This window comes from Rahnella victoriana (assembly GCF_004330295.1).
Classification (GTDB): Bacteria; Pseudomonadota; Gammaproteobacteria; order Enterobacterales; family Enterobacteriaceae; genus Rahnella; species Rahnella victoriana.
This window is the reverse complement of sequence record NZ_SJOJ01000006.1, coordinates 141,544-157,339: the sequence shown is the minus strand read 5'-3', so window position 1 is coordinate 157,339 and position 15,796 is coordinate 141,544. Positions and strand designations below refer to the sequence as shown.

Sequence of the window (15,796 nt, the reverse complement as noted above, 5' to 3'; positions counted from 1 at the left end):
AAGGTATATACGTGGTGATGGGATGGCAAGAACAGAAAAAAAAGCATTATCCGTTTTGCGTGATGTCTCGAAAAAGGGGATGCAACAAAAGAAAATCCCCGCCTGCTCAGACGGGGATTGCCGCAAAAATGTGGATTACTTCAGGGTGACGCCGGAACGTGGATCGGCGGCCAGACGGCGAAGCTCCTGTTCCACCAGACCGATAACGTCCGGTTCCAGGTCAATCAGCGGTGCGCGTACATGATGACCGTCAAACCCGCGCAGATTCATCGCTGCTTTCACCAGTTGCGGCTGGCCGAAACGGCGGGCAAGGGCACGGTACGGATACCAGAGACGGTGCAGTTCGCGGGCCGTATTGGCATCGCCGTTCTCCAGTGCGCGGTAGGTCGCCAGAATGATCTCCGGCAGCGCGCCGCTGTTGGTGGTGCTGATGCCGTCAAAACCACACATCATCGGCCCTAAAAATGCCAGATCGGAAGCGCAGAACAGACGCAGACGTCCGCCCAGACGGTTAGCAATCTGGTCGATAGCGGTCGGGTTCAGATCACCCTGTTTGATGCCGACCACGCCTTCGATATCGGCCAGTTGTTCCAGCACCACCGGCGGCAGCGTTATGCCGATACCCGGCGCGTTATACACCAGAATGCCGGTGCGCGATAACGGTGCCATCTGTTTGAAGAAGCTGATGATTTGCGCATCGGTCACTTCAGACACGAACGGAGGCGTAACCATTGGCAGGCCGCCCAGATCGCCCGCCAGTTGGGTTAAATCACGTACCACACGGGCGTCGGATCCGGCGCTGCACAGCATCACCGGCACACGGTCGCCGACCACTTCCATCACATGACGGAACAGTGTGGCGCGTTCGTCTGCGGTCATCGCCGGGAATTCACCGTAGGTGCCGCCAATCAAAATGCCGTCATAACCGAGGCCGATCACCCGCTCGATGTTGCGTGATAACCCGGCAAAATCAAACTCGCCACCTGCCGTAAAAGGCGTCACGGTAATGTTAAAAATCCCCTTCAGGCGTGCCTGACTTTCACTGATGTCTTTCATTTATTCGGTTCCCATCATCTTGTTAAAGGCAAAATCAAAGTAAGGTCAGCGGACGATCCACCGTGCCGAGGGCGCGATAGCCGCTTTCGGTGACCACGATGGTTTCGCTGACGCCGACGGTGAATTCACCGTAAATGCGCAGCGCAGGCGGGATATGGAAGGTCATTCCCGGTTGCAGTTCGGTGGTAATGCCGCTGTAAAGGCTGAGGATCGCGCCTTCGCCCCAGTCCGGTGCGAACGACACGCCAATCGAATAGCCGGTGCGTTTTTTGAAGTTATCGGTGTAGCCTGCGCGGTCGATGACGGCCTGACACGCCAGATGTGGCGCTTCACAGGTTGCCCCCGGCCGGATGGCATCGAGCGCAGCCTGCAAGGCTTCCTGACAGACTTTTTCCATTTCCAGCGCAATGGCGGGCGGTTTGCCGAGCCACGCCGAACGCATCAGGGCGGCGTGATAACGGTCGTGCGTGGCGGCCATTTCGAGGAAAATCGGGTCGCCGTCCAGAATTTTACGGCGACGCCATGTGCCATGCGGTACGCCGGTGCGCGGGCCGCTGGAGACCAGAGGTTCCATGCCCATGTATTCCGAACCGGCGGCAATGGCCGCGCCCATCATGGCGGAGACCAGATCGTTTTCCGTGGCGCCTGCGGCAATCGCCGCGCGGCCTGCCAGCATCCCCGCATCGACGTAACGGGCGGCGTGCGCCATTTTTTCCAGTTCCGCGTCCGATTTCACGGCGCGCAGTTGTTCGATCACCCCGGCCGCATCGTGGATAGTGCCGATTTCAGCCTGCAACGCTTCATACACGGCAATCGGCAGGAACCAGCCGCGCTTGTCGATACCAATCCGGCTTTTCATCCAGCCGCGCGCTTTGAGGACATCAAGCAGGAAATTCACCGGATTATCGCCGTCGGTATAAATAGCGGCGTCGCGGATAAAGGTGTTGGAGATGAAGTTAAAATATTCCAGCTGACGGATAACAAAAACCGGGTCGCCTTCCACCGGCAACACCAGCGTCTGGAAGGTGTAATAGCCGGGGGTTTGCTGGCCGGTCAGATAAAAGATGTTTTCCGGGCCGGTGATCACCATCACGTCCAGACCGGCGTTCACCAGTAACTGGCGCGCCTTGACCATGCGCTGCTGGTATTCGGCTTCACGAAATGCGGATTCTGCGCCGGGTACGACGCGGCCCAGATCGGGCAATGATGTTGCTGTCATTGTTCAAACTCCTGAATAAATTCTGCCTGGGAAGGGGTAAAGCGGATGCCGAGCCCCGCGCCCGGCTGGCTGCTGAGTAACCCCTGATGATAGGTAAGGCCGTGAACCGGGTCGTTGCCCAGCCCGTCGGCACCGTAAAGTTCTGCATATGCGGGCTGGCAGGCACGGGCGACGTGCAGCGCAGCGGCGGTTGCGGCACCGCCTTCGTTCATCTGACCGATCATAAAAGGCACACCGGCAGCGTTGAGTCGTCGGGCGGCGTCAATCGTCGGCGCAATGCCGCCCATTTTGACCAGTTTGAGATGGGCCATGATCTTGCCGTTAAGCTGCAAAATACGGTCTAAATCCGCCTCGCTGCTCATGCTTTCATCCAGCATCAGCGGCACCGGGCTGGCATCGGCAAGCGCCGGATAATAGTGCGCATTGGCATCGGACACCGGCTGTTCGAGATAACGCATGTCGAATTTCGCCAGCGCCGGTAAATGGCGGCGGGCGTCTTCCGGCTGCCACTGGCCGTTAGCGTCAGCAGACAAACTGATCTCATGACCGAACCGGCGGCGCAGGGCACTGAGACGCGCTTCGTCTTCGGCAAATGAGGCCACGCCGACGCGCAGTTTGAGCTGGGTAAACCCGCGTTCCACGTAGGCGGTGGCCTGTTGCAGCATCTGATCCATCGGCGTCCAGAACAGCGTCTGGTTGGTGTGATAGCTGACCGTTTCGCTGTTTTCCGCCCCGGCCAGTTGCGCCACGCTGATGCCTTCCTGACGGGCGATGAGATCATGCAGCGCGATATCCAGCAGCATCCGCGTCGGTGCCAGAAAATCCGCCAGCAGGTGCGGCAGATTGAGCAGCAGCGTGCTGGCAGGCTGGCTGAGATCCAACTGATGCAGCGCCCGGATCACGTCACTCAATACCCGTTCGGCGGGGTAGCCATTGAGATAAGCGATGTTGATACGCACTTCGCCCAGTCCGTTGACGTTTTTGTCTTCAAGCAACAGATACAAGGTGTCCAGCCCCGGCACACTGCCGGAAGAGGCGGTGTAAAGTTGCAGATGCGGATAACGCAAATCGGCGCGATATAACGTAGCTTTCACCGGCTTCCCCTCAGCGTTTCAGCATTTTTAATGCGACATCGCAGTAAATTTTGCTGCCCGCCACGAATTCATCGATGGGGATAAATTCATCGGGTTTATGCGCAACGGCCAGAGAACCGGGGCCGATGATGATGCCTTTGGTACCGAGACTGCGGAAATGCACTAAGTCGCATCCTCCCTGGAAGCCGAACGGGCCGGGTTCCGGATTGCCTTGTGCGGCGCAGGCTTCCACGCCCGCCACCACAATCGGGTCATCGGAATCGGTTTCCGTCGCGCCGCCGGTGGTCGGCTTATAAGTGACGATTTCGCTGCGCACACCGAACTTGTCGTGCGCCAGTTGCAGTAAATCCTGAATTTCTTGTTTGACGGCGTTTTCGTCTTCGCCCGGCACCATGCGGCGGTCGAGCAGCAATTCGCAGGCACCCGGCAGCACGTTATCGGCATGGCCGCCGTTAATGCGGGTCACTGTCAGGCTGGCATTGCCGACCAGCGGATGGCAGCGGCAGCGCACGGTGTGCTGGTGCGTTTCTTCCACCAGCCCGAGCAATTTTGCCGCGCGGAAAATGGCGTTTTCGCCCAGTTCCGGCGTACCGGAATGCGCGGTAACACCGTGAACGCGAACCAGCGGACGTAAACTGCCTTTGTGTGCCGAATACGTGGTGTTAGACGTCGGTTCGCCGATCACCACGTAATCGATATGTGCCGGGGCTTCGCGGACGTAAAACTTCGCGCCTTCGCTGGCGACTTCTTCATCGGCAACGAAAATCGCCATCAGCGTGCCGCTCCAGTCATTCCGGTTGGCGGCGAGCCAGCGCATGGCTTCGATCATGGCGATCAGCGGGCCTTTGGCATCGCAGGCGCCGCGACCATATAACCTGCCATCGTGTTCGGTCAGGGTGAAGGGATCCTGCTGCCAGCCTTCACCGGCGGGAACGACGTCGATGTGGGTGTTAAAGGCAAAGCACGGGCCGCTGCCGTTTTCCAGCCTGCCGATGACGTTGGTGCGTCCCGGCGCGTACTCGCTGAGCGTCATGTCGAAACCGATTTCACTGAGCATGGCGCTGATCAGTTCTGCCGCTTCGCGTTCGCGTCCCGGCGGGTTTTCGGTGTTAATCGCGACCAGTGCAGCCAGATCGCGTTTCATTCTGCTGATATCGGGCGATGAAAGGCTCATCGGTGTCTCCTGAAAACAGTGTTGTGGCAAAAGTCAGGCCCCTGGTGAGGGCGCAATAGGTGTCTGGTGGTGCTGAAAATGATCAATGTAAGATTTGATCTAAGAAACGTTGCGCCCGCAGGCTGACGTCGCCGCCGAAGAATTTTTCGCCGGTCGCGTTTTCGATAATCTCGCCGTTTTCCATAAAGACGATTTGGTTGGCGGCGCGTTTGGCGAAGCCCATTTCATGCGTCACCACAATGCTGGTCATGCCCTCGGCGCTGAGATCGGCCATCACATCCAGCACTTCGCGGATCATTTCCGGGTCGAGTGCCGAAGTGGGTTCATCAAACAGCATCAGTTTCGGTTTCATCGCCAGCGCACGGGCAATGGCGACGCGCTGCTGCTGGCCGCCGGAAAGCTCATCGGGGAACGCATCGGCTTTATCCGGAATACGCACTTTGCCGAGCAGTTCCAGCGCCTGCGCTTCGGCTTCGCTCCGGCTGACGCCCAGCACGGTCATCGGTGCCAGCATGATGTTTTCAGCGGCGGTCAGATGAGAAAACAGTTCGTAGTTCTGGAATACCATGCCGATATCCTGGCGCAATTTATGCGGTTCCATGCTGGCGTGGGTGATGTCCTGATTGCGGAAGAAAATCGAGCCGCCCTGGATCGGTTCCAGCAAATTAATGCAGCGCAGCAGGGTGGATTTTCCTGAGCCGGACGGGCCGATCAGCACCACGGTTTCGCCCTGAACCACATTCAGGGAACAGTTTTTAAGCACGTGTTGTGCGCCAAAATGTTTATCGACGCCGATGATTTCCAGAACGGGTTTGGATTTACTCACGGGCTTCTCCTCAGTTTGGCGTGCTGCTGCGCAGCAGGCGTTCAGTCAGTGACAGCGCGGGTTTCTTGCGCTTTTTAGGATCCAGCGAGCGTTCCAGCCACGCCTGTCCGACCATGAAAATGGAAGTGAGCACCAGGTAGTAAATCCCGGCGGCGCACAGTGCTTCGAAATAGCGGAAGCTGGCGCTGGCGGTCTGGTTGGCGATCAGCAGCAGTTCCTGCACGGCAATCACTGACACCAGCGCACTGGATTTCAGCATGCTGATCATCTGATTCCCCATCGGCGGCAGCACAATCCGCGCCGCCTGTGGTAACACAATCTTGCGCATGATCTGGCTTTGGGTCATGCCGAGCGCCATCCCTGCGGTTCGCTGACCGCTGCGCACGGCCTGTAAACCGGAACGTAAAATCTCTGCCATATAGGCACCTTCATTTAATGAAAGCGCCATCACCGCACAGGTAAAGGCCGAGAAACGCAGGCCGAAAGTCGGCAGTACGTTGTAAACAAAAATAATCTGGAACAGCACCGGCGTACCGCGGAACAACCAGAGATAAAAGAACGCCAGTACGGAACCCGCCCGGAAGCGGGATTCCTGCAACAGGGCCAGAACCAGCCCTGCGATAATGCCGAAGAACAACGAGCACACCGTTAACAACAAGGTCATTAATGCGCCCTGAAAGAACGCCGGTGAGAACAGGTATTGCCAAACAAGATCAAGCGACATGAACTTTCCTCAACGTCAGGGCAACGCTTTTCTACACTTCAGGATGTCAGAAGATGGATACGGAAGCCGGGAACTGCCATTTGGTGATGAGTTTCTGGTAAGTGCCGTCTTTCACCAGATCCTGAAGGCCTTTTTCCAGCAGCGATTTCATTTCGGCATCGCCTTTACGCACAGCAAAACCGATATGGGTGTCAGCTTCAAACTCGTCACCGACGGCTTCGAAGGTGTCACCTTTTTCGCTCAGTAAGGCCACGGCACCCGGTGTGGAAAGGAATTCCGCGTCAGCCCGTTTTTGAGCCACCGCCACGGCGGAATCCGTCGCGGCCGGGAAGGTCAGTACGGTCAGCGCCGGTTTTTTGGCATCCAGACATTTCTGGTTATCCGCCCGCGCCTGACTCTCTTCAATCCCGCCCAGCGTCACGGCAATGTTTTTGCCGCAGAGCGACAAATCGCGGCCGGTGATTTTTTCCGGATTGCCTTTCGCCACAATCACCCGGCTGCCGATTTTCAGATACGGCACAAAATCCACCTGTTCAGAGCGGGTCGGGTTGATGTACATCGCCGAGTTGATGATATCGAGGCGTTTCCCCTGTAACGCAGGGATCAGCCCTTTGAACTCCATCGACATCGGTTCCGGTTTCAGCGCCAGTGCTTTCGACAGGGCGGTGATCAGATCGATATCGAAACCGGTCAGCTTGCCGTCTTTGGTGAATTCAAACGGCATGAACGTGGCAGCAGTGCCGTACGTCAGCTGACCTTTGCTGACCAGTGCAGGCGCGGCGGCCTGGCTGAACAGCGGGGCACTCAGGCAAATAGCGGCCAGAGAGATGGCGGCATATCGACGCAAAAAAGCTTTTTTTGACATGACAGACTCCCGTTTCCCATGAGCAGGATTGCTCTTTGTGTCTCATTAAATACAATTAAATTTGTGAGTCAAGGCTCTTTTTTGGTGCATTAATTGCACGATTTGGGGGCTTTATAACCAGACTTCACCATCCTCAAGGCTTGTGATATTGTACAAACCTAAACAACAAATACTTTCAGGTACTGCAACTCCATGACCCAAACTACGACAGCCAGCGGAAGGCGTCTGGCAAACCAAATCCTTGACCTGATACGTGAAGCAAGATTTGAGCCAGGTCATCATCTCAGGGAACAACAACTGGCCGATATGCTCGGCGTTTCGCGCACGCCGGTACGTACTGCGCTGAAATTGCTGTGTGAATTGGGGATTATCGAAGCCCGGCGCAATCAGGGTTTTTTTCTGCTGAAAGCCTTCGATGAACTTCAGCGGATCAGCATCGATATTCCCGCCAGCAGCGATCAGGATTTGTATGAGCAACTGGTGAAGGATCGCATTGCCGGAAAGTTGCCGGATTCCCTGACCCAGACGGAAATCGCACAACGCTATGACGTCGATCGCGGGGTGCTGGCGCGGACATTGTTGCGGCTGGCGGAAGACGGTCTGATCGCCCGTAACAAGGGGCATGGCTGGTCGTTTTTACCGACGCTCAATACTGACGTGGCGCTGAGTAACGGCTACGGTTTCCGTCTGATGATTGAGCCGGGCGCGCTGATGGCGGCAGGTTTTCACGCCGATAAAAGCGCGCTGCGGCGTCTGCGGATGCAGCATATCTATCTGATTACTCACCCGGACATTCTGGCCGTGGATGGCCGTCAGATTTTCGAAACGGACGCCACCTTCCACGAGCTGCTGGCGGAATTCAGCGGCAATATTTTCGTTTTACAGGCGATCCAGCAGCAAAACCGGCTGCGCCGCCTGCTGGAATTCGGCAGTTACACCAATAAACAACGCGTGCGCGAATGGTGCGAGGAACATGTCGCGATCATCGACGCCGTGCTGGAAGGGCGGATGGAGGCGGCGGCGGAGATGATGCGCAGTCACCTGCAATCGGCTTATCAGATGGTGCTCAACAAAGTCAGCAAGGTTGGGTGATCCGCTGTTTTTGTCATACGTAAACCAGAGGAAAAAGTGATGGATTTTGGTATTCAGGGCCGCGTGGCGCTGGTCAGTGGTGCGGGCGGCGGCTTAGGCCGTGCGATGGCCATTGCCCTGGCGGGCGAAGGCGTTCAGGTGGCGGTCTGCGGGCGTACGCTGAGTGCGTTGCAGGAGACGGTCAGCCTGATTAAAAAGCAGGGCGGCACCGCGCAGGCGTGGGTGCTGGATCTGACGGCACCGGAAAGCTTCGATGACGTGCTGATGCAGATCCGCCGCACACTGGGTCCGGTCGGGATCCTGGTTAACAACTCCGGCGGGCCGCCGCCGACCAAAGCCGCAGGTGTCGCGCCGGAAGCCTGGCAGACGCAATTTTCAACCATGGTCAGTTCGCTGATCCAGCTCACCGATAAAGTGCTGCCGGATATGCACAACGCGGGCTGGGGGCGGATCATTACCAGTACTTCGTCCGGCGTTATTGCCCCGATTGCCAGTCTCGGGATGTCGAATACGCTGCGCATGGCGCTGGTCGGCTGGTCAAAAACACTGGCTTCTGAAGTCGCGGGCGACGGCATTACGGTTAACGTCATGGTGCCGGGACGCATTTCCACTCAGCGTTTGGGGCAGCTTGATGCCGCCCGCGCCGGGCGTGAAGGCACGTCGGTGGAAGACGTTGCGGCGAAAAGTGCCGCCAGCATTCCGGCCAGACGTTACGGAAAACCGGAAGAGTATGGCGCGGTGGCGGCGTTTCTCGCCAGCCAGCAGGCTTCGTATATGACCGGTTCAGTGATCCGCGTGGATGGCGGCATGATCCCGTCAATATAAGCACTTCATCTGAGCGTGATGTCACGGCAGCGTGGCGTGACATCACAGATATTAACCCTGCTAATTTATAAGTCTGCTCCATAAGAATGCATTATGTTGGTGCACTCTTGTGATGCAGAGCCTTACATTCGGCTTAATTTTTTCTGGTCTTCCCGGTTTTTCTTCCCCTCCCGTAATCGTTTTCTCTTATATCTTGCGATGTTAGCCCCGGCGACGGGCGTTTTTCCGCTGTGCGCCGGAGATTGGCGTAAATCTTGCTTTTATCAGTCACGCTTATTATTCACACCAATAACGACAGCCCGGGGTAAACCCTTTTCGCGCAAGATGGAGACCGAGATGAATCTCAGACGTCTGAAGTACTTTGTGAAAATCGTCGATATCGGCAGCCTGACGCAGGCCGCTGATGTTCTGCACATCGCCCAACCGGCATTAAGTCAGCAACTGGCGACACTGGAAGGGGAATTGCAGCAACAATTGCTGATTCGCACCAAGCGCGGCGTCACTCCCACCGAAGCCGGTAATATTCTTTATTCCCATGCGCAGGCGATTTTACGCCAGTGCGACCAGATCCACAGCGCGGTCAACAACGCCGGTCAGTCCCTGAGCGGGCAGGTTTCAGTCGGTCTCGCGCCGGGAACGGCGGCTTCTCAGCTGGCGCTGCCGTTATTACAGGAAGTCCGCAAGCAGCATCCGGGTATTCTGTTGTATCTCAACGAGAATTTCGGCACCGCGCTGGGCGATTTAGTGCTCAACGGGCGCATGGATATGGCCGTGTTTTACGCCACCCATACCGCGACCGGGCTGAGCAGTCAGCCGCTGATGAAAGAAGATTTGTATCTGGTCGGAGCGCATTCCGTGCCGAATCCGGGGAAATATGTCGAACTCAGTGATGTGGCGAGACTTAACCTGTTTATGCCGCGTTCGCACAATGTCATGCGCCGTCTGGTGGATGATGCCATGGCGGTGCGCCGTTTAAGCGCCAATATTATTGGTGAAATTGAATCCTCCGCCACGCTGACGGCTGTTGTCGCCAGCGGGCTGGGGTCGACTATCCTGCCGGAGTCTGCCGCCCGTGCCATGACCGGCCCGGCGAAAGCCTGGATGTCCTGCATCAGCAGCCCGTCGATACAGGTGCCGCTTTCACTTTGCGTGTCAGAAACGCTGGCGTTATCGCAGGAAGCGATGGCCGTGAAGAAGATCCTGCTGTCACTGGTCTTCGAACAAACCGCGCCGGTGCTGGAACCGATGCTGGTGGCAAGTTAAGCGGGGCGTAACCTGTCAGCTACCAGAACAGGCAAAAAAATCCCCGGCGTATGCAGGTTGCCGGGGAAGAAGTGGAAGAAGTGGAAGAAGTGGAAGAAGTGAATGTGCTTATTTGGGCACCGGATTGTAGTTATCGATATAACCCGCGATTTTCTTGCCCACCAGCGTGAGCAGCGGACCGGCAAACACGCCTCCTAAACCGGCGACGATCATTAACCGGTCATCGCTTGCATCCCGTGAAAGAACAAAAATACTCACCAGCATCCCGGTGAAACAAGAAACGACAATTTGCAGAAGACAGGCTTTCAACTCTTCAATAAACGGCTTACGTGTTCTCAGCATGATATAGCGGACAAATCCGCCCCACGCCGACATCCCGACAATAGCAAGTATGATACCGTGCTCCATTAATACGATATCGCGGGCTTGTGCTGCACCAATCATGACCTTTTCCTCAGAAGTTAAAATTAAACTGATATAAAACGAATGCGGTCAAATTAGCAGCAGAGGCGTTCCGGCGAAAATCACAAGGCAACACATTTCAATGTGAGGTTTTGAGGCGGTTATCACAGGGGATGTAAAAATATAAATGAGCTCACGGAACAATGGAATACAGGGCGAAGGAGATTCCGGCGGGCAGCCTTCCCCTGTTGAAAGGGGAAGGTCCATGTTCTTTTATTGTGCCGAAGGATACTCACTCAGCACGGACATTTCCCCATTTTCCCGCCTTCGCTCGGGAACCTCGCTTCCAGACATCGCCGGTGGAATTCGCGCTCGGTCATGGGTTGCATTTCCGGGTGCCGGACCTGCATATGCCGGACATAATTCTGATAATCCTGCACACCGACCATCAGGCGGAAACTTTGCGCGGTGCGTTTGATCGCCAGTTTCAGCCAGTCGGTGACATTGTGCGGTTTTGGCTGCACGGTGAATAAAGGCTGGCAGCGGATAATGTGCAGCGCAGCAGGCCGCGATATTTTGAATAACGCGCGTGACTCAGACATGGCGGGCCTCGCGACGTTGTACGATGGCGGTTTCATGCACTGTCGGGGTGTCGGATTGCAGCGCGCGGCGGATAACGAAGAACGCTGAAATCAGCATAGTGACCGCCACCAGCATGAAGAAGCCGCACAGGATGGCGTTGATCTGATTGTTCAGCACGATGGTATGCATGTCTGCCAGCGTTTTGGCCGGTTTGATGAGTTCGCCACTGTCGATCCCGGCATTGAATTTCTTCGCCTGCGCGAGGAAGCCAATTGACGGTTTTTCATGGAAAATCTTCTGCCAGCCCGCTGTCATGGAGGTGATAAACAGCCAGATGGTCGGCAAAATAGTCACCCACGCATAACGCTGTTTTTTCATTTTGAACAGCACGACGGTCCCCAGGATCAGCGCCATCGACGCCAGCATCTGATTACCGATACCAAACAGTGGCCACAGGGTGTTGATCCCGCCCAGCGGATCAACCACGCCCTGATACACGAAGAAGCCCCAGCCTGCGACGGCGACGGTCGTACCGGCGAAGGTGCCTATCCAGGAACGGTTATTGGCCAGAGAAGGGACGGCGACACCCACCAGATCCTGCACCATAAAGCGGCAGGCGCGGGTGCCGGCATCCACGGCGGTCAGAATAAATAAGGCTTCAAACAGGATGGCGAAGTGATACCAGAAAGCCATCATCGCGCGGCTGTTGAACACCTCGGTAATAATGTGCGCCATCCCGACGGCGAAGGTCGGTGCGCCACCGGCACGGGAAAGTACCGACTGTTCGCCCACATCTTTGGCGATCTGGGTCAGGATTTCCGGCGTGATGACAAAGCCCCAGCCGTTGATCACCTGCGAGGCACTTTCCACCGTGGTGCCGATCAGGGCTGCCGGTGAGTTCATGGCAAAATACACACCCGGGTCGATAACGGACGCACAAATCAGCGCCATGATCGCCACGAAGGATTCCATCAACATCGCGCCGTAACCGATAAAGCGGATGTGACTTTCGCGCTCAACCAGTTTTGGCGTGGTGCCGCTGGACACCAGCGCATGGAAACCCGAAATCGAGCCGCAGGCGATGGTGATAAACAGGAACGGGAACAGGCTGCCGGAGAACACCGGGCCGCTGCCATCAATAAAGCGGGAGACGGCGGGCATTTTCATTTCCGGCATCGCGAAGACGATACCGACCGCCAGACCGGCGATCACGCCAATTTTCAGGAATGTCGACAGGTAATCGCGCGGCGCCAGCAGCAGCCAGACCGGTAAAACGGAGGCGATAAAGCCGTAGATCACCAGCACCCAGGTCAGCGTGGTGCCGTGCAGGGTAAAGAATGGCCCCCAGTAAGGATCGGCGGCGACATTGCCGCCATACACGATGGCCAGCATCATCAGCACAAAGCCAATCACCGACACTTCTGCGATTTTCCCCGGACGCAGGAAACGCATATAGATGCCCATAAACAGGGCAATCGGAATGGTGGCGGCAATGGTGAACAGACCCCACGGGCTGTCAGCCAGCGCCTTGACCACCACTAAGGCCAGCGCGGAAAGAATGATGATCATCACACCGAGCGCGCCGAGCATGGTCACGACGCCAGCGAAATGACCCAGTTCCTGTTTCGCCATTTCACCCAGAGAGCGGCCATCGCGACGGGTGGAAATGAACAGGATCAGGAAATCCTGTACCGCGCCCGCCAGCATCACGCCGACTAAAATCCAGATGGTGCCCGGCAGAAAGCCCATCTGAGCCGCCAGGATCGGGCCGACCAGCGGGCCTGCGCCTGCGATCGCCGCAAAGTGGTGACCGAATAACACCCATTTGTTGGTTGGCACGTAATCCAGCCCGTCGTTATGACGTTCGGCGGGCGTCAGGCGTTTGTCATCGAGTTCAAAGACTTTTTCAGCGATAAACAGACTGTAGAAACGGTAGGCAATGCTGTAACAGGCAATGGCGGCGACCACCAGCCAGAGGGCATTAACGTGTTCGCCACGGCTCAGGGCCAGCATTCCAAAGGCAAAAGCCCCGATTAACGCCACCACCAGCCAGGTAATCCCGGACTTGACGCTTTTCATGATGTACAACTCCTTGTGAGTGGTCCTGCGCAAGGCGGGCCACTTTTTATGTAGAGAGTGTGAGGTAGAGAGGTAAGGGTCGGCGCAGCCGTCATAACGTTGCACCTATGTTAAATTACTGTTTAAAAATAATGTTTTTGAACAAAAAAGTATGAAGTTAAAGATGAATCTGTGATGGGGTTGACGCTTTGCGCAGGGAACGCAGACCGGCTGGCAGAAAAGTTGTGGCGGGGTAGCAAAAAAAACAAAAAAAAACCGGCCACGAGGGGCCGGTGTGTTCTCAGAGGTCAGTGATTATTCAGCGGTTGCTGGTTTTTCCTGGCCTGGTTTGTGGTCACGCATCTGTTCCATTTTGGCAGCGCGTTTCTGGTAGTTCTCATTGAACTGTTTTTTCTGCTCAGGTGTCAGCAGGTTGTACATTTTGTTTTCAGCACGGGCGCGGTCGAGCATACGGTCAGACTGGGCTTTGGTGATGGTATCAATTTGCGATTTCACTTTGGCTTCATCGAAGCTGTCGGACGCCACCAGGCTGTGCATCTGATCCATCTGCGCTTTCATTGCTGCGCGGTCAGGACGCGCGCCGCTGTCTTTCATGATCTCTTTCATCTGAGTTTTTTGCTGCTCAGTCAGGTTCAGGCCAGCGAACGGACTCATGTGGTGCGGGCCTTTATGGTGCAGCATTTTGCCGTGCGGCGCGGTCGTTGCGTCAGTTGCCGGTGTGGCGGTGGTTTCAGCAGCGAACGCGAAAGAAGCAGAGCTAAGAGCCAGAGTTGAAGCCACAATCATTGCGGTAAGTTTACGCATAATTAAATTCCTCATTGGAGATTCAGGCAATTCGCCCGTTTTGTTTCGACGTAAACAAGTCTACTCATTCCAATGAATAGTAATGCGGGGAAGATGTAAAAGAGTGAAAGGCGAAATGTCATTTTTCCGGCGATCATGGAGAAAATGTTTAGAAAGCGTAAGGTTGCGCGAACAGGTGTGAAGGATGGTTCGGATAAATCTGAGTAATGCGGTGAGTAACCACATTAACACGGTGAATGTTTCACCACCAGACCTCTCTGGTAAAGAGTGATGAATGTTGTGCCGCGGTTTACTTCAGGTAAAAGCGCCACAATCAGGCATAATAGTTATCATTTGATTAACAACATCTATAACAGTGCTGATGACTTATGGCTGAATCCCGTTACGAAACGCTGGCGCGCACATTGCGCAGACAAATTGAGACCCAGGTCTGGCTGCCGGGCGACCGTCTTCCTTCATTACGCGATACCTGCAAACAATCCGGCCTGAGTCTGATGACGGTATTGCAGGCGTATCAGTTGCTGGAAAGTCAGGGAGTCATTGTCGCCCGTCCGCAGTCCGGCTATTACGTGGCGGCGGGAGCGCAGCGTCCGGTGCGGGCTGCGGCAGATGAACGGCTGCATGCGGCGGAACAGGTGGACGTAAATGACGCCATTTTCGATATTCTGAAAGCCGGGCAGGATCCTTTTGTCGTGCCGCTCGGTTCAGCCTTTCCTGATCCGACACTTTTCCCTCAGCCCCGTCTGGCGCGTTCTCTTGCCAGCGCCGTCCGCCGCATGTCGCCGCACAGTGCGATTGCCAATCTGCCGCCCGGCAACGAAGAACTGCGCCGCAGCATTGCCCGGCGCTATGCGCAGAACGGCATTGAAGTGGCCCCGGATGAAATCGTCATTACCTCGGGTGCGATGGAATCCCTTGGTCTGAGTTTGCAGGCGGTAACCGAACCGGGCGACTGGGTTGCCATTGAGTCACCGGCATTTTATGGCGTATTGCAGGCCATTGAGCGGCGCAAATTGAAAGCCGTCGCCATTCCCACCGACGTGCGATACGGCATGGATCCGGATGCACTGCAACAGGCGCTGGAAACCTATCCGGTCAAAGCCTGCTGGCTGATGTCGAGTTTTCAAAATCCGCTGGGATGCAGTTTGCCGCCGGAGAACAAGGCAAGGCTGGTTGAATTGTTGCAAAAGCATCAGGTGGCGCTGATCGAGGACGACGTTTACAACGAACTGCATTTTGGCAGCGAGCGGACAGTACCGCTGAAAGCGTCGTCTTACCGCAGCGAAATTCTGCATTGCTCCTCTTTTTCAAAATCTCTCGCACCGGGTTTTCGTGTGGGCTGGGTGGCGGCGGGAGCGTATGCCGAACGTATTCAACGCCTGCAACTGATGAGCACCTTGTCAGCCAGCGTGCCGGTGCAACTGGCGCTGGCCGATTATTTGCACAAGGGCGGTTATGATACGCACCTGCGACGCTTACGGCGCATGCTGGAACAACGGCAGATGGCGATGCGTCATGCGATCCTGGCGGAGTTTCCGGCGCAGGTGTCGGTGACACAACCGGCGGGGGGCTATTTTCTGTGGCTGGATCTGGGCGATAACGTGGATGCGGCGCGGGTTTATCAGCGCGCGCTGGCCAAAGGCGTCAGCGTCGCGCCGGGCACCATGTTCTCCGCCGATGAGCGTTTCAGTCACTGCATCCGCATCAATACGTCGTTCGAATGGGGACCGCACACCGCGCGCGCCATCTCGGTACTGGCGGCGCTGGTGGCGGAAGAGATTAACGGGTAAA

General features: G+C 56.2%; 15 protein-coding genes. 4 read left to right on the top strand and 11 right to left on the bottom strand.

Annotation, left to right across the window (positions count from 1 at the left end; all coding sequences use genetic code 11):
* Window positions 1–135: 135 nt before the first annotated feature.
* From EYY67_RS07275 to EYY67_RS07245, 7 genes are all read right to left on the bottom strand, one after another.
* Window positions 136–1,056, bottom strand: a complete 921-nt coding sequence (locus EYY67_RS07275) for a dihydrodipicolinate synthase family protein (RefSeq protein WP_095922436.1) — start codon at window positions 1,054–1,056, stop codon at window positions 136–138.
* Between the two features lie 34 nt (window positions 1,057–1,090).
* A complete protein-coding gene (locus EYY67_RS07270; RefSeq protein ID WP_131693208.1) occupies window positions 1,091–2,275 on the bottom strand; it encodes a M24 family metallopeptidase in 1,185 nt (394 codons plus the stop codon).
* The gene (locus EYY67_RS07265) at window positions 2,272–3,369 is read right to left on the bottom strand and encodes a mandelate racemase/muconate lactonizing enzyme family protein (protein ID WP_119822281.1); all 1,098 of its coding nucleotides are present in this window, start codon (window positions 3,367–3,369) and stop codon (window positions 2,272–2,274) included. The genes EYY67_RS07270 and EYY67_RS07265 overlap by 4 nt, the downstream gene beginning before the upstream one ends.
* A 10-nt stretch (window positions 3,370–3,379) precedes the next feature.
* Window positions 3,380–4,543 (bottom strand): M20 family metallopeptidase, encoded by a 1,164-nt coding sequence (locus tag EYY67_RS07260; RefSeq protein WP_131693207.1) that lies wholly within the window; start codon window positions 4,541–4,543, stop codon window positions 3,380–3,382.
* Between the two features lie 82 nt (window positions 4,544–4,625).
* Entirely contained in the window at window positions 4,626–5,369 is a 744-nt protein-coding gene (locus tag EYY67_RS07255) for an amino acid ABC transporter ATP-binding protein (protein WP_095922432.1), read from the bottom strand.
* A 10-nt stretch (window positions 5,370–5,379) separates the two neighbouring features.
* On the bottom strand, window positions 5,380–6,093 hold the full coding sequence (locus EYY67_RS07250; protein WP_095922431.1) for an amino acid ABC transporter permease: 714 nt from the start codon (window positions 6,091–6,093) through the stop codon (window positions 5,380–5,382).
* Window positions 6,094–6,139: 46 nt separating this feature from the next.
* The gene (locus EYY67_RS07245; protein ID WP_119822283.1) at window positions 6,140–6,958 is read right to left on the bottom strand and encodes an ABC transporter substrate-binding protein; all 819 of its coding nucleotides are present in this window, start codon (window positions 6,956–6,958) and stop codon (window positions 6,140–6,142) included.
* 192 nt (window positions 6,959–7,150) lie between these two features.
* On the opposite strand from EYY67_RS07245, the gene EYY67_RS07240 reads away from it, so the two are divergent.
* The 3 genes from EYY67_RS07240 (at window position 7,151) to nac (ending at window position 10,138) form a co-directional block, all read left to right on the top strand.
* Entirely contained in the window at window positions 7,151–8,050 is a 900-nt protein-coding gene (locus tag EYY67_RS07240) for a GntR family transcriptional regulator (protein ID WP_095922429.1), read from the top strand.
* A gap of 39 nt (window positions 8,051–8,089) precedes the next feature.
* Window positions 8,090–8,875, top strand: a complete 786-nt coding sequence (locus tag EYY67_RS07235) for an SDR family oxidoreductase (protein WP_095922428.1) — start codon at window positions 8,090–8,092, stop codon at window positions 8,873–8,875.
* A gap of 336 nt (window positions 8,876–9,211) precedes the next feature.
* Window positions 9,212–10,138: a nitrogen assimilation transcriptional regulator NAC gene (nac, locus tag EYY67_RS07230; RefSeq protein WP_095922427.1), complete on the top strand. Its 927-nt coding sequence runs from the start codon at window positions 9,212–9,214 to the stop codon at window positions 10,136–10,138.
* Window positions 10,139–10,246: 108 nt separating this feature from the next.
* Here nac and EYY67_RS07225 read toward each other — a convergent pair whose 3' ends face one another.
* From EYY67_RS07225 to spy, 4 genes are all read right to left on the bottom strand, one after another.
* Entirely contained in the window at window positions 10,247–10,582 is a 336-nt protein-coding gene (locus EYY67_RS07225; protein ID WP_119822284.1) for a phage holin family protein, read from the bottom strand.
* A 254-nt stretch (window positions 10,583–10,836) separates the two neighbouring features.
* Window positions 10,837–11,142 carry a YbdD/YjiX family protein gene (locus EYY67_RS07220; protein WP_119822285.1) on the bottom strand — a complete coding sequence of 102 codons (306 nt, stop codon included), beginning with the start codon at window positions 11,140–11,142 and terminating at the stop codon, window positions 10,837–10,839.
* Complete coding sequence (locus tag EYY67_RS07215) at window positions 11,135–13,201, bottom strand: carbon starvation CstA family protein (RefSeq protein ID WP_131693206.1); 2,067 nt, start codon at window positions 13,199–13,201, stop codon at window positions 11,135–11,137. The genes EYY67_RS07220 and EYY67_RS07215 overlap by 8 nt, the downstream gene beginning before the upstream one ends.
* 294 nt (window positions 13,202–13,495) lie before the next feature.
* Window positions 13,496–14,005: an ATP-independent periplasmic protein-refolding chaperone Spy gene (gene spy, locus EYY67_RS07210; RefSeq protein WP_095922421.1), complete on the bottom strand. Its 510-nt coding sequence runs from the start codon at window positions 14,003–14,005 to the stop codon at window positions 13,496–13,498.
* A gap of 368 nt (window positions 14,006–14,373) precedes the next feature.
* Between spy and EYY67_RS07205 the strand changes: the two genes are divergently transcribed.
* On the top strand, window positions 14,374–15,795 hold the full coding sequence (locus EYY67_RS07205; protein ID WP_131693205.1) for an aminotransferase-like domain-containing protein: 1,422 nt from the start codon (window positions 14,374–14,376) through the stop codon (window positions 15,793–15,795).
* Window position 15,796: the final 1 nt, after the last annotated feature.